Source organism: Sporosarcina sp. PTS2304, assembly GCF_003351785.1.
In the GTDB taxonomy this organism is placed as follows: domain Bacteria; phylum Bacillota; class Bacilli; order Bacillales_A; family Planococcaceae; genus Sporosarcina.
The window spans coordinates 606,220-621,485 of record NZ_CP031230.1 but is presented as its reverse complement, the minus strand read 5'-3'; the positions used below and the strand labels follow the sequence as shown (position 1 = coordinate 621,485).

Below are 15,266 nucleotides of genomic sequence, written 5' to 3'. Positions count from 1 at the left end.
CCCACTCTTTTCCGCAAGACGTATAGCAAAAGTTGTTTCAATCGTATCACATGGCCTTTTACATTGCAAATGATGCAACCGTTAAACACTATTAGAACAAGGATAATTGATTGGCATCAGGCATTCCTTCCAAGCAACCAAAATTATCTAAATACTCAACAATTGTCTTCGATACACGGCCTCTCTTTTGAAAGTCCTCTTTCGATAAAAACTCTCCATCTTTTCGAGCTTCCACTATTGTCTTCGCCACATTCGTTCCTAATGAAGGAACTGCATTGAACGGTGGTATTAGCTGATTGTCTTCAATAATGAATCGTGTCGCGTCAGACTTATACAAATCCGGTTTCGCAAATGTGAATCCACGCTCTACCATTTCAAGCGCAATTTCCAATACGACGACTAAGTTCTTCTCTTTCGGTGGAGCGTCTAATCCTTTATCATTGATTTCTTTAACCTTCGCACGAATGGATGCGGAACCTTTAGCCATTGTCATTAAGTCAAAATCCGTCGCACGTACTGTGAAGTAAGTTGCATAGTACATAATTGGATGATGAACTTTGAAATAAGCAATACGAAGCGCCATCAATACATAAGCGGCAGCGTGAGCTTTCGGGAACATATACTTGATTTTCTTACAAGAGCTTATATACCACGCAGGTACTTTATTCGCTTTCATTTCTGCTTCAAACTCTGGCGTTAATCCTTTCCCTTTACGGACCGATTCCATGATCTTAAACGCCAATGAAGGTTCTAACCCTTGATAGATCAAGTACACCATTATATCATCACGACAGCCGATAACTTCAGATAGTTGACATGTTTTGTTTTGGATTAGCTCCTGCGCGTTGCCGAGCCAAACGTCGGTGCCGTGTGACAAACCCGAAATCTGTATTAATTCTGAGAATGTGGATGGCTTTGTTTCTTCAAGCATTTGTCGAACAAAACGTGTACCGAACTCTGGTACACCTAATGTTCCTGTTTTGCAATCAATTTGTTTTTCCGTAACACCTAATGATTCCGTTCCACTGAATAATGCCATAACTCCAGGATCGTCTGGCGGAATCGTTTTCGCATCAATCCCTGATAGATCTTCTAACATTTTAATCATTGTCGGATCATCATGTCCGAGAATATCCAACTTCAATAAGTTATTATCAATAGAGTGAAAATCAAAATGAGTGGTGCGCCAGCTGGACTCAATATCATCTGCTGGAAATTGAATCGGTGTGAAATCGAAAATATCCATCGTATCAGGGACCACGATAATTCCCCCGGGGTGCTGTCCTGTATTCCTTTTGACGCCGGAACATCCTTGTACTAGCCGATCAATCTCAGCTCCGCGCATTTGAATATCATTATCATTCATATACCCTCTTACATAACCGTATGCTGTTTTTTCAGCAACTGTTCCGATCGTTCCTGCCCGGTACACATAATCTTCACCGAATAACTCTTTTGTATAATTATGCGCATGCGCTTGATATTCTCCACTAAAGTTCAAATCGATGTCGGGTACTTTATCTCCAGCAAAACCTAAGAAGGTTTCAAACGGAATGTCCTGCCCGTCTTTTTTAAACATTGTCGCACAGTTTGGACAGGCTTTATCCGGCAAATCATAGCCTGAACCTACAGATCCATCATCGAAGAATTCATAGGTTTTACAAGAAGGACAGACGTAATGAGGCGGCATCGGATTTACTTCAGTAATTTCCATCATCGTTGCAACAAATGAAGAACCTACCGATCCACGCGAACCTACCAAATATCCTTCATCAAGCGATTTTTTAACAAGTTTATGGGAAATTAAATAAATAACAGCGAATCCATTGTCAATAATTGATGTCAATTCTTTTTCAATACGTGCTTCAATAATTTCAGGCAACGTATCTCCATAAATATGATGCGCCATCGAATACGTTAATTCACGTACTTCCTCATCTGCACCTTCAATTTTAGGTGTGTATAAATCGTCCTTGATCGGTTTCACGTCTCCGACTCGTTCCATAATTTTCAGTGGATTATCTATCACAATTTCTTTTGCTACCTCTTCACCTAAAAATGCAAACTCTTTCAACATTTCATCTGTCGTCCTAAAATGAACCTCCGGCAACGAATGACGATTCATCGGATTCGCTCCGCCTTGCGAACGTACGAGTACTTTTCGATAAGTAGCATCTGTTTCATCTAAGTAATGGACATTACCAGTCGCACAAACCGGTAATCCTGTCTTCTTACCAAGCTTCAGCATTTTTCTCATGATGTCTTCCAAATTCCATTCATCTCGAATTAGATCGAGTTCCAGTAAGTGTGAATACACAGGTTTTGGATGGAGTTCTAAATAATCATAGAAGCTCGCGATTTCTTCCACTTCCTCCATCGGCTTTTGCATAAGCCCTTCAAAAACTTCACCTTTATCGCAGCCCGACCCAATCAAAATCCCTTTGCGATATTTCATGAGTAAAGATCGCGGAATTCGTGGTACCCTGTAGAAAAAGTCCATATGAGAGATAGACACTAATTTGAATAGATTTTTCAAACCTTCATTGTCTGTAACGAGTAATGTGCAATGTGACGGCCGTGATCGTTTGTACGCATCACCTTCACCAATATTTTTGTTAAGATCATCTAACCATTCGATGCCTTTTTCTTGGGCATCCGCCAGTAAACGTAAGAAAAGATACGCAGTTGCTTCTGTATCGTAGATCGCCCGGTGATGTTGGGTAAGTTCTATATCGAATTTTTTCGCTAGCGTATTCAAACGGTGGTTTCGAAGTTCGGGATAAAGAAAACGCGAAAGTTCTAATGTATCAATAACCGGATAAGCCGCTACGTCAATTTTAGCACGTTTACAAGAAGCATAGAAAAAGCCCATATCAAACGAAGCATTATGCGCAATTAACACCGCATCGCCTATAAACTCTATAAAGTCTTCCATTACTTCAGAAACTTCCGGTGCATCTTTCACCATATCATCTGTGATCCCTGTCAAATTGGTCGTAACCGAAGATAAAGGATGATGTGGATTAGCGAAGCGTTCAAAACGATCTAAAATCTCACCACCACGAACGCGTACTGCAGCTAACTCAATAATCGTGTCATACACCGCAGATAACCCAGTAGTCTCGACGTCAAACACAACATACGTATCAGTTTCCAGTAATCTGTGCTGTTCCTCATATACAATCGGCACACCATCATCTACTAGATTAGCTTCCAAACCGAACAACACTTTAATACCGTGTTTCTTTCCCGCGTTATATGCCTCTGGAAAAGACTGTACGTTGGCGTGATCTGTAATGGCAATCGCAGGATGCCCCCATTTCGCAGCTTGGGCTACCAACGCCTGTGCTGAAACGACCGCATCCATTTGACTCATAGATGTATGTGCATGTAATTCTACTCGCTTTCGTCCTTCGGGTGCTTTATCAATCCGCTCAACTGAAGCAATCACAGCCAAGTCTTGCGCCATCATAATTAAATCCCGTACGAACGTGTCGTTTTGGATACCCCCCCTAGCACGTACCCACATTCCTTTTTTAAAGGATTTCATCATTTCTGCATCTTCATTGTCTCTGGAAAACATTTTCACTAAAATAGAATCTGTATAATCCGTAACCTTTAATGTTAATAATGAGCGTCCACTGCGAAGTTCTCTTACTTCTGCATCAAATACAAAACCTTCAATGACTAAGCGGCGTTCTTCATCCTGAATTTCATGTATTGGTACGATCGGTTCTGTTGGTTTGATTGGTGTTCCAAGAACTAACGCCTTATCAGATTCCCCTTGTTCACTCTTCATCGATTCACGTTGTTTTAATTGCATACCCGCTTGTTTTGATAAGTGATCTTCTTCTAGTTGTTTTTGAGTTAGGAAATTCTGACGGTCTTCTTCTGCTTGTTGGTTCTCAATAATCGATATATCCATCACTAGTTGAGGAAACCCGAATTGTTTATATGCTGTCGTGAGTGGTCCGAGATATTTATTTTTCAATGTTTGACACTCTAAATCATTCGAACAAGTAATAAGTAGTTTTTCTCCGTGCAATTTTGGTTGTTGTTGAACTAAACATTGACGTAGTGGCGGTGAAATATCAGCCAATTCTTCTACTACATCTTGCCAATACGCTATCAGCAATTGTTCATCGGTTGTTTTATTGCGGCTTTCTATTTGCAGGTGAACATTCGCTATCGCTGCGAATGATCCATGCACACGTTGCTGCACAATGCGGTATACTTCGATCGGCAACACGTCATCTAACGTAATATTGAACTTCCATACCCGAGACTTTTTTTGTACCGTTACGCGATTCAACTCACCATTACGAAAATATGGCATGAGTTGATCATCTGTCAGACCAGTCTGCTGCAGTAATGTTAAAAACTTCTGTGCGGCATCCACTATGCATTCCTCCGTTCTATCGCGAAAAGAAGGGAAGTTCCGATACTGACGGACTCCCCTTCGTTTTTATTCTGCACTAAAGAAGGATTGTAACTTTTCTAGTACCTCTTCTTTTTGCCAATCTGTTGAATCTCCATTGTGCCGGAATGTCACTTCAACGATTCCTTCATCTGCTCTTTTGCCTACTGTAATTCGTACAGGTATTCCTATTAAATCGGAGTCTGCGAATTTCACACCTGCTCTTTCCGCACGATCATCATATAACACATCGTACCGGTAAGATTGTAACACCGCGTATAATTCATCAGCCAATTGCTGTTGGACTTCATCTTTCAAATTAACGGCTACTAAATGAATATCAAATGGTGCTAAATGCTTTGGCCATTTCAATCCTCTGTCATCATTATACTGTTCAGCAATCGCTGCCAGTAAACGCGAAATACTCAGTTCATAACGGCCCATTATAAATGGCTGTGTTCTGCCGCGATCATTTAAGAACATACCTTTTAGCCGCTTGCTGTATTCTGTTCCTTGCTTGGAAATTTTGCCGATACCGATACCTTGAGTGAATTGGATAGTTCCAATACCGTCCGGTGACGCATCTCCTTCTTGTACATATCGAATATCAAGATAATCGTCAATAGCAAAATCACGTTCCGGGTTTACATTTGTTAAATGGTAATCATCTTCATTTGCTCCTGTAACACCATTGACGACCGCTATAACCGCGTGATCTGCATACACTTTCACGCCTACCGGTAACTTTACAGGACCGACAGAACCTACTGAACATCCGAGTAATTCTTTCACTTGCTGTTCACTTGCTAATTCTACTTGAGTTGCATGCAATGCACGTTGCAATTTCTTTTCATTAATATAATGATTGCCGCAACAAATGACCATTATGCTTTCTCCATCGATCATGTAGAGCAACGACTTAATAATCTTATCTAGCTCTACGGAAAGAAATGATGCTACATCTTCCACCGTTCGTTGATTAGGAGTAGCTACCTTTGTCGTCTGTTGAGGTTTTTCATCTGATAACTCGTATTTCATATTTACTTCAGCCAAATCAATAGTGGCTGCATATGATGAACTATCACTGTGTGCTATTTTTTCTTCGCCCGCGGAAGATAAAGCAATAAATTCATGGGTTTCTTTCTCACGATCAGCCATCACCATGCGGGACTGCACACCGAGTCGCGTTAAAATATTAGTGAATGCCTGCATAATTTGTTCATATTTTTCATCCAAACTCTCTTCCGAAGCATGGAAAGAATATGCGTCATTCATAATGAATTCACGACTGTATAATAAACCGTTTCGCGGGCGTTCAACATCCCGAAACTTCGTTTTCATTTGAAACAGTGTTAACGGCAGTCTTTTATATGAATTCACTTCATCGCGCAATAAGGAAATCATTCGTTCTTCATCACTGGGACTAAGAACAAGTTCTTTCGCATGACGGTCTTCTAGAAAAAATAGTTCTTTACCGTAAGATCCTGTTCTTCCTACTTCTTTCCAAACGTTAGAAGATTGAAGTGTCGGCATGGAAATTTCTATACATTCGATTGCTTCCATTTCTTGGCGAACAATCTCTTGAATTTTACGAAGCGTTTTCTGAGCGAGCGTTAAATACGTGTACACTCCATAGTCTGTCTGCTTTATACAGCCTGCTCGCAGTAATAATTGATGCGATCGAAGTTCTGCATCTGCAGGAGTTTGCCGCATCGTAGGTATAAACGTTTTAGATTGTTTCATGATATGTTCCCACCTCTTTTAGAAGAAAAACCGTTGAATGTCATTCCAGGTCACAACTAACATCAAAACCATCAGTAACATAATACCAACAAAATGCACCATGCCTTCTTTTTGCTTATCGACCGGTTTACCCCGTACACCTTCAAATAGGAAAAATAATAATCTACCACCGTCAAGTGCCGGCAATGGCAACAAGTTCATGATTCCTAAATTGATACTGAGTACAGCAGCCCAATTCATCAAATTGAAAATACCATGTTGCGCTACCGCCTCAGTTGCTTTATAAATACCAACTGGTCCGGATAACGCATCAATGGTAAATTTACCAGTTACAAGCATACCCAGTAACTCAATAATTTTTACCGTCATTGTGTACGTTTGCTCAACACCGAAGACAAATGATTTTATAATCCCTTTTTCTAAAGGGCTGGAGTAGATGACACCAATTTGGCCAAATTCTTGCCCGGCATCTTTAATAGTGTCTGGAGTTACTTGGAGCGATACTTTTTCGCCGTTTCTTTCCACTTCCAATGCCATTGGAACTCCTGGACTTTTTTGGATCGCTTCAGAAAACTCAGTCCACGTATCAATCGTTTTACCATCTACACCTGTTATCAAATCATCTTTCTTCATTCCCGCCATTTCTGCAGGCATATTCGGCTTCACTTCAGAAATGATTGGCTCATTAGTCGGTACTCCGTTTAACAAACCGAGTGCTAAGAAAATAAAAAATGCTAAGATAAAGTTAAATAGCGGCCCAGCAAAAATAGCCATTGCTCTGCTGGCTAATGATTTTGACTCAAATTGACGGTCATAGGGAGCGATTAGTGTTTCTTGCCCTTTTTCAATAATCATCGCTGTTCTAGCAATTTTCAAATGTACAAATTGACCGTCTTCGTCGTAACCTTCAATATATAACTCTTTATCTAAATCCGATTTTTCTACTTCCAAATGTAAAATATTCGGGTTAGAAACATTACGATTTAGATACACTTTTTCTATTTCGTCTTGTGCATTTAACAATAAGCCTACACGATACCCTGGTTGCAATTCGATGGTGTCAAAGTCTTCTCCAGCCATCCGTACATACCCGCCTAGCGGTAACAAACGAACAGTATAGAGAGTCTCACCTTTTCGAATCGCTAAAATTTTAGGCCCCATACCAATTGCAAATTCACGAACCATTATGCCTGCTTTTTTTGCAAACAAGAAATGTCCGAACTCATGAAATGCTACAAGTGTCCCGAATATCACTATAAACGCAATAACGGTTTCCATTCAGTAACCACCTTCATAGGCTTTAATAGCCTGAATTAATCTTGATACTTAACTATACCATAGACTTTTTCTCGCGTAATGCGATCTGTCTCTAAAATCTCTTCTAAATCAGGGTTCTTTATCGTCTGATGTTGATCCATCATTTGCTCGATGATTTCTTCAATTTGTATAAATGAAATACGTCCTTCCATAAATAATTGAACAGCTACTTCATTTGCTGCGTTCATCGCTGTAGGCAAAGTGCCTCCTTCCCTACCTGCATCATATGCAAAGGCCAACGCTTTAAATCTCTCGTAATTCATTTTTTCAAAGTGAAGTTTTCCGATTTCATCTAAGCGCAGACGTTTTGCATTAGCCATAGGGATACGGTCAGGGTATGTTAGGGCATATTGAATAGGTACGCGCATATCCGGCGAACCGAGCTGTGCCATTACACTTGTATCTTCGAACTCTACCATGGAGTGTATAATGCTTTCCTTATGTAGTAAGCACTCAATTTTATCATATGGCATGGCAAAAAGATGATGTGCTTCGATAACTTCCAATCCTTTGTTCATCATTGTCGCGGAATCGATCGTCAATTTATTACCCATGGACCAATTCGGATGTGCAAGAGCTTGCTCTACTGTGACGTGTTGTAACTGATCACGTGTATAGTCTCTAAAACTACCTCCAGAAGCAGTCAGTATTAGCTGTGTAATTCGTTTTGGGTTTTCACCATTCAATGCTTGAAACAAGGCAGAATGCTCACTATCTACAGGTAATAACGGAACTTGATTGCGTGTTGCTGCTTGAACAACCAAATCGCCAGCGGCCACTAGCGTCTCCTTATTAGCAATGGCAATCGTCATACCCGCTTCAATCGCTGCTAGCGTAGGGCTTAAGCCGACACTACCGATTACTGAATTGAGAAGTATATCCGCTTCTTTTCCAACAGCCGCTTCAATGAGTCCTTCATCTCCATGTACGACTGTAACGCTAGGGAATTCCTTTTGTAAACGTTCTGCATCTGTTTTGTCTACAACAGATACTAACTCTGGCTGAAACTGTGTAATAATTTCACTCGCTTTTTGAATGTTTCTCCCAACCGACATCGCTGTCAACGTAAATCGTTCCGGATGCGATGCAATAATATCTAAAGTCTGTGTGCCGATAGAGCCTGTTGCACCCAGCAAATTAATTTTCTTCATATGTGTAACTTCCTCTCCGTTATCCTACGAATTGAACAAAATGAAGTAGTGGCAAAACGAAAAGTAGGCTATCAAAGCGATCCATAATACCACCATGTCCAGGCAACAGTGTACCCGAATCTTTAACATTATAATACCGTTTCAAAGCAGATTCCACCAAGTCACCCATTTGTCCAACGATAGACGCTACGACTGTTATAATGATAAACATCATATACGAATTCGCGATTGGATAAAACATGTTATAAACTAAACTCAAGACAACAGCACAAACAATGCCTCCAACAAATCCTTCAATTGTCTTATTCGGCGAAATCTCTGGCCATAGTTTACGCTTGCCTAGTTTTCGTCCTACGAAATAAGCCCCTGAATCTGTTGACCAAATAATTAGTAACGCATATCCTATATATTCTAAACCGAATAAACGCGTTTCGATTAAATAATAAAAACCAATTCCGACATACAAAGCACACATTGCTGAAAATGCAATATCTTCAAATGTCGATCTATTTTTTACTACTACTGTATATATTAACAATAACAAAATTAATACATATAGCAGTTCTAACTTTTCTAAACGAAGCGAACTCTCTACTTGTTGAGTCCATTGAGAAGGTAATAGTATAACTACTAACATACACCATGATAAGAATCCGCCGACTGTGAAAATAGACATATTCCTCATGCGTAATAGCTCGTATAAACCAATAGTAGCAATTGCAAAGATCGCAATGATGAAAGGCAAGCCGCCCATCACGATAAGCGGAACGAAAAGTGCAAGTGCTACGATGGCTGTAATAATTCTTTGCTTCATCCTTTCCGATCTCCTTCCAAACTTCCAAAGCGACGATCCCGATTTTGAAAATCTTCAATCGCTTGTAAAAAACATTCTTCGTTATAATCCGGCCATAGCACTTCCGTAAAGATAAACTCTGCGTAAGCCAGTTGCCATAACATGAAATTAGAAAGACGAACTTCCCCACTTGTGCGTATTAGTAGATCAGGTTCTGGTAAATGTGCTGTCATAAGTTTGGAATTGATGACATTTTCATCGATTGCCTCTATTTCCATATTTCCACTTTCCACTTCTCGGGCAAGTTCTTTCATTACATGAACAAGTTCTAATCTACTACCATAATTCATGGCGAAATTTAATATCAAGCCTGTATTATTCTTTGTTATTTCCATTGCTTTCGTAATGGCGGTTTTTGTATGAGCTGGAAGTGCATCCATATTTCCAATCATTTCAACTTTAATGCCTTTTTCCATTAATTCAGGTAAATATGTATTGAGGAACTCTCCAGGGAGATTCATCAAAAAGTCGATCTCAATCTTAGGTCGTTTCCAATTTTCTGTAGAAAATGCATAGAGGGTGAGGGCTTTCACACCCAAATCATTTGCGAAATTGGTCACTTGACGGACAGTTTTCATGCCTTCGTGATGACCAGCAATACGCGGCATTTTTCTTTGTTTCGCCCATCTTCCATTTCCATCCATGATAATTGCCACATGGTTAGGCATCTGTCTTTGTTTAACGGTATGAATCCGCTCCTGTAATGACTGAATATCTGCCGTCTTTTTTCGCATTAGTTTTCTAAGCATAGCGTTCCCCCACTTGGCTCTTTTCGGATACTCCTACAGCCTATCCTACCAAATTGCATAGTAAATAGCATGCAAAAGACAGAAAAGAGCGTCCTAAAAGTAGGACGCTCCTCCTTATAGAAAGTTCTGTACTCAGATTTCTAAAATCTCGTTCTCTTTATCTTTTGCTGTTTGATCGATTTTTTCGATGAAATCATCTGTTAATTTTTGCACTTGCTCATTGAATCGGCGCAGTTCATCTTCAGTGATTTCTCCGTCTTTTTCGAGCTTCTTTAACTCTTCATTGCTATCACGACGAACGTTCCGGATTGCAACTTTTGCATCTTCCGCTTCACGCTTTACGTCTTTAACCAATTCTTTTCGACGCTCTTCTGTTAACGCAGGAACAGCTAAACGAATTACTGATCCGTCATTAGATGGAGTAATCCCAATATCAGATTTCATAATCGCTTTTTCAATTTCTGTAATTGTTGTCTTATCATACGGCTGAACTACGAGCAAACGCGGTTCAGGTACCGAAATACCAGCCATTTGGTTTAACGGAGTAGGCGCACCGTAATAAATGACAGAAATGCGGTCTAACAAACTTGCGTTAGCTCTGCCTGCACGAATGGAAGCCAATTGTCTTGTATATGCGCTATGTGCCTTTTCCATACGTTCCGTTGCTTGATTGAAAATTTCTTTTGTCATTGCTTATTCCTCCTGACCACTGTACCGATATCTTCTCCCAGTACAGCTTTTTTAATATTACCATTTTCCATAATCGAGAATACTACGAGCGGTATGTCATTGTCCATACAAAGCGTTGACGCTGTAGAATCCATGACTTCTAGTCCCTGGCTAATTACTTCTAGGTAAGAAAGCTGTAAATATTTTGTAGCAGTTGCATCTTTTAACGGGTCAGCCGAGTACACGCCATCAACATTATTTTTAGCCATCAAAATGACATCTGCTTCAATTTCAGCAGCACGTAATGCAGCTGTAGTATCTGTAGAAAAATACGGATTCCCAGTTCCAGCAGCAAAAATAACGACACGATTTTTCTCCAAATGGCGGATTGCTTTTCGGCGTATGTATGGTTCTGCTACTTGTCTCATATCGATTGATGACATGACACGAGTTTCAGGTCCAAGTTTTTCTAAAGCGTCCTGTAAAGCCAAGGAGTTCATAACTGTTGCTAACATTCCCATATAGTCAGCTGTTGTACGATCCATTCCCATCTCACTTCCAACTTTACCGCGCCAAATGTTGCCGCCACCTACAACTACAGCTACTTCTACACCTAGTTCAACTACTTCTTTTACTTGGTTTGCAACTGACTTGACAACTTCTGGCGAAAGACCAAAACCTTGTTCTCCTGCCAACGCTTCTCCACTTAATTTTAACACGATCCGCTTATAATTTGGAATACTCATGTAGACCCTCCTGCAATTTCTTATTCTCAAAAAAGAGGAACACATAATAGATGTGCTCCTCTGTATGATTGTTTGTAAGCTTAGTTTCCTTTAACTTGGCTCATTACTTCATCAGCAAAGTTATCTTCGCGCTTTTCAATTCCTTCGCCCACTTCGTAGCGAATGAATTCTACTAACGTACCGCCAGTAGACTTAACGAAATCACGAACTTTTTGATCAGAATTTTTAACGAATGCTTGGTCTAATACACAAATCTCTTCAAAGTACTTCCCAAGACGGCCTTCAACCATTTTAGCTACAATGTTTTCTGGCTTGCCTTCGTTTAATGCTTGTTCAGTTAATACTTTACGCTCATGCTCTACTTCGTCAGCAGAAACTTGATCGCGAGAAATATATTTCGGGTTCATCGCTGCAATATGCATTGCTACATCTTTAGCTGCTTCTGCATCAGTAGAACCTTCTAAAGTAGTTAACACTGCAATGCGTCCACCCATATGCAAGTATGGTCCAAACGCATCTGCGTCTGTTTTTTCACGGATTTCAAAACGGCGAAGAGTGATCTTTTCACCAATTTTTGCTACAGCATTAGAAATGTGTTGAGATACAGTTAAACCGCTCTCAAGTTTCGCTTCGTTTGCTTCTTCAACAGTTGCCGGCTTAGTTGCAAGCAAGAATTCAGACAATTCCTTTACAAGTGTTTGGAAGCCTTCGTTTTTAGCAACAAAATCTGTCTCTGCATTCACTTCAAGAATTACTGCTTCGTTCCCTTGAACTAAAATGTTTGCAATTCCTTCAGCTGCAATACGATCAGCTTTTTTAGCTGCACTTGAAAGACCTTTTTCACGTAAAAAGTCTACTGCTGCATCCATATCACCTTTTACTTCACCAAGTGCTTTTTTGCAGTCCATCATACCTGCGCCTGTTTTCTCACGAAGTTCCTTAACCATTTGGGCTGTAATTGTTGCCATTAGAAAATTCCTCCTCATAAAATGTCTACTGTTTATAGCTCGTACTTTAAAAAAAGACGATAAGGGGATAGCCGCTTATCGTCTCATCATTTACTCCATTCAGTCTGCAGATACAGTAGCTGTTTCTGCAACGACTTCTTCGTCTTCACCTTGACGAGATTCAATCAATGCATCTGCCATTTTGCTTGTAAGCAGGCGAACTGCACGAATTGCATCGTCGTTAGCTGGAATGACATAGTCGATTTCGTCTGGATCACAGTTAGTATCTACGATTCCAACGATAGGAATATGCAATTTGATCGCTTCAGCAACAGCGATACGCTCTTTGCGTGGGTCTACGATGAACATTACATCAGGTAGACCTTTCATATCACGGATACCGCCTAAGAATTTCACAAGACGCTCATGCTCTTTATTTAATTGAGAAACTTCTTTCTTAGGAAGTACGTCAAACGTGCCATCCTCTTCCATTTTCTCAATAGCCTTCATACGTGCAACACGCTTTTGAATTGTACCGAAGTTAGTTAATGTTCCACCCAACCAACGTTGGTTGATGTAGTACATTCCAGCACGTTCTGCTTCTTCTTTGATCGCTTCTTGTGCTTGTTTCTTCGTACCAACGAAAAGGACTTTTCCACCTTCAGCACCGACTTGGCGCATGAAGTTGTAAGCTTCCTCTAATTTTTTCACTGTTTTTTGAAGATCGATGATGTAGATTCCGTTACGCTCCACAAAAATAAACTTCTTCATTTTCGGGTTCCAACGACGTGTTTGGTGTCCGAAATGTACACCAGCTTCTAGTAATTGCTTCATTGAGATTACTGACATGATATAATTCCTCCTAATGGTTTTTTGTCCTCCGCGCACTTCATGCGAATAAGTGACCAACTTGGCACCCACTCATTCATCCGCACACGTGTGTAGTAATACCATCTATTAAATTAACACATATGATTTTTTTTTGCAACAATGGAATCAAATTTTAGTCGAATTTTAATATTAACTCAATTTCTGTTTGACCTTTTCCAAGCTCTTTCGCAATTTCTTGAACTGTTCTACCGTCTGCGTATAAATTCTTTATCTTTTGTCTGTCGGTCAGTGGCTCTGCTTCTGCCGTAGAGGATGCTGTCTTTTGGTACGAACGCAAAGCAAAATGTATAGGGACAGGTTGTGGTTTTTGTTGAACTTTTTCAGGTGTGACCATGATCTCTGGTTGTTCCTTTTCTTTGACAGATTCTGTCCGTTTTATAGATGACTCATTCAGCTGCTTGATTAAGCGGTCATTTTCTTCTTTGATTTCTGTTAAATAAGCCATCACGGATTCATCCATATCCGCCATGAGCTTCTGTTGTTTTTTCTCCAAGTTATTGAACTTGGATACTTTCATGAACAACAGTGTAATAATCATGAAACTTATCATTTGCAGAATAAATAACAATGCTAAAATAATTCCCATAAGACTTCACCCACTATAGTCTACAAACGAGCCTTTAAATGGATGCTTGACTCGCTGTTGCTCTTTCTCCTGTTTTTCTTTCTGCTGTTGATCAGTCTGGTCGTCTGCTTGTTTGCCGTCAGCATCTAGTTTAGCATATGGATCCGAATGTACTACGGTTTCTTTGTTTTTCTGAACTTGTTTTTCAGTTAATGTATTCGCATGTTGCTGATCGATTTGTGATTGCTGTTGTTTTTGTTCAGCGATCTTCCCGGCTTCAAATGTTTTAGGTATCGCTATTTGAAGCTCGATGCTTTTCAGACTCATACAATCCCTCCATCCGTAATTTCAGACGCAAGTAATGTTCGAAGTTTAAATAATGCTTTTGAATGAATTTGCGAAATTCTAGATGTAGATAAACTTAAAATCTCGCCTATTTCTGTAAGCGTCATGTCTTCTTGATAAAATAAGCTTAGAACTAGCTGTTCATTTTCATTTAATTCTTTAATTTTCTTTACAAGATCACCAATCAGTTCGTCTTTCACTGCTACTTGTTCGGGTGTTTTTGTTTGATCATCACGCAAGACGAATGTTTGATCATTTTGTTCATCATCATCATTCATCTTTTCATCTATAGATAAGACATTAGCAAAATATTGTTCATGTACGGTTTGATAAACTTCATCCGTTGTGATCCCCATATGATCGGCTACTTCTTCAGGTGTCACTGTACGTAAATAGGACTGTTCCAATTTACTGATTTCTTCGTCCATCTTTTTTGTTTTTTCCCTAGATGACCTGGATAGCCAATCTTCTTTTCTTAACCCATCTATAATCGTACCTCGAATGCGAAACGAGGCATACGTATCGAATTTTAAATCACGAGTCGGATCAAACTTTGTCAAAGCATCAAATAATCCTTGATAGCCAAGTGATTTGATTTCATCACGTGAAACATTTTTAGGTAATCCTGCACTGATTCGCTGAACGTGATAATTCACTAATGGTGTATACAAACGCACGAGCGTGTCCCCAGCTTCAGGATCACGGTCTTCGATCCACAACTTCCACTGATGTCGTTCAGTTGTATCTTGTTTTGTCATCGAATTCACGCCTTTCCTGTCAGCCCTTTTTATCGACTATGAATCTCTTGTTTATTAGTATAACAAATCTACATATGAAAAGGCGACTAATGCATTAGCCGCCTCGTTAGTTCAT

Annotated in this window: 13 protein-coding genes; all 13 read right to left on the bottom strand. The window is 39.9% G+C overall.

The features are described from left to right. Window positions 1-91: 91 nt before the first annotated feature. The 13 genes from DV702_RS02770 to DV702_RS02710 all read right to left on the bottom strand — a co-directional run bounded on the left by DV702_RS02770 (window position 92) and on the right by DV702_RS02710 (window position 15,151). Window positions 92-4,399: a PolC-type DNA polymerase III gene (locus DV702_RS02770; RefSeq protein ID WP_240315672.1), complete on the bottom strand. Its 4,308-nt coding sequence runs from the start codon at window positions 4,397-4,399 to the stop codon at window positions 92-94. A gap of 66 nt (window positions 4,400-4,465) precedes the next feature. Next, window positions 4,466-6,160 carry a proline--tRNA ligase gene (locus DV702_RS02765; protein WP_114923356.1) on the bottom strand — a complete coding sequence of 565 codons (1,695 nt, stop codon included), beginning with the start codon at window positions 6,158-6,160 and terminating at the stop codon, window positions 4,466-4,468. A gap of 18 nt (window positions 6,161-6,178) precedes the next feature. Next, window positions 6,179-7,438 (bottom strand): RIP metalloprotease RseP, encoded by a 1,260-nt coding sequence (gene rseP / locus DV702_RS02760; protein WP_114923355.1) that lies wholly within the window; start codon window positions 7,436-7,438, stop codon window positions 6,179-6,181. Window positions 7,439-7,473: 35 nt separating this feature from the next. Continuing rightward, complete coding sequence (locus tag DV702_RS02755) at window positions 7,474-8,628, bottom strand: 1-deoxy-D-xylulose-5-phosphate reductoisomerase (protein ID WP_114923354.1); 1,155 nt, start codon at window positions 8,626-8,628, stop codon at window positions 7,474-7,476. Window positions 8,629-8,647: 19 nt separating this feature from the next. Next, complete coding sequence (locus DV702_RS02750) at window positions 8,648-9,442, bottom strand: phosphatidate cytidylyltransferase (protein ID WP_114923353.1); 795 nt, start codon at window positions 9,440-9,442, stop codon at window positions 8,648-8,650. Beyond that, window positions 9,439-10,230 (bottom strand): undecaprenyl pyrophosphate synthase, encoded by a 792-nt coding sequence (locus DV702_RS02745; RefSeq protein WP_114923352.1) that lies wholly within the window; start codon window positions 10,228-10,230, stop codon window positions 9,439-9,441. The genes DV702_RS02750 and DV702_RS02745 overlap by 4 nt, the downstream gene beginning before the upstream one ends. Before the next feature lie 132 nt (window positions 10,231-10,362). Beyond that, window positions 10,363-10,920 carry a ribosome recycling factor gene (frr, locus tag DV702_RS02740; RefSeq protein ID WP_114923351.1) on the bottom strand — a complete coding sequence of 186 codons (558 nt, stop codon included), beginning with the start codon at window positions 10,918-10,920 and terminating at the stop codon, window positions 10,363-10,365. Continuing rightward, a complete protein-coding gene (gene pyrH, locus DV702_RS02735; protein ID WP_114923350.1) occupies window positions 10,917-11,645 on the bottom strand; it encodes a UMP kinase in 729 nt (242 codons plus the stop codon). The genes frr and pyrH overlap by 4 nt, the downstream gene beginning before the upstream one ends. An 80-nt stretch (window positions 11,646-11,725) precedes the next feature. Then, a complete protein-coding gene (tsf, locus tag DV702_RS02730) occupies window positions 11,726-12,613 on the bottom strand; it encodes a translation elongation factor Ts (RefSeq protein ID WP_114923349.1) in 888 nt (295 codons plus the stop codon). 99 nt (window positions 12,614-12,712) lie between these two features. Further along, window positions 12,713-13,441, bottom strand: coding sequence for a 30S ribosomal protein S2 (gene rpsB / locus DV702_RS02725; RefSeq protein WP_114923348.1), 729 nt, complete (start codon window positions 13,439-13,441; stop codon window positions 12,713-12,715). Window positions 13,442-13,595: 154 nt separating this feature from the next. Continuing rightward, the gene (locus DV702_RS02720; RefSeq protein WP_114923347.1) at window positions 13,596-14,069 is read right to left on the bottom strand and encodes a helix-turn-helix domain-containing protein; all 474 of its coding nucleotides are present in this window, start codon (window positions 14,067-14,069) and stop codon (window positions 13,596-13,598) included. A gap of 6 nt (window positions 14,070-14,075) precedes the next feature. Continuing rightward, window positions 14,076-14,375, bottom strand: coding sequence for an RNA polymerase subunit sigma (locus DV702_RS02715; protein ID WP_114923346.1), 300 nt, complete (start codon window positions 14,373-14,375; stop codon window positions 14,076-14,078). Next, window positions 14,372-15,151 (bottom strand): FliA/WhiG family RNA polymerase sigma factor, encoded by a 780-nt coding sequence (locus DV702_RS02710; RefSeq protein ID WP_114923345.1) that lies wholly within the window; start codon window positions 15,149-15,151, stop codon window positions 14,372-14,374. The genes DV702_RS02715 and DV702_RS02710 overlap by 4 nt, the downstream gene beginning before the upstream one ends. Window positions 15,152-15,266: the final 115 nt, after the last annotated feature.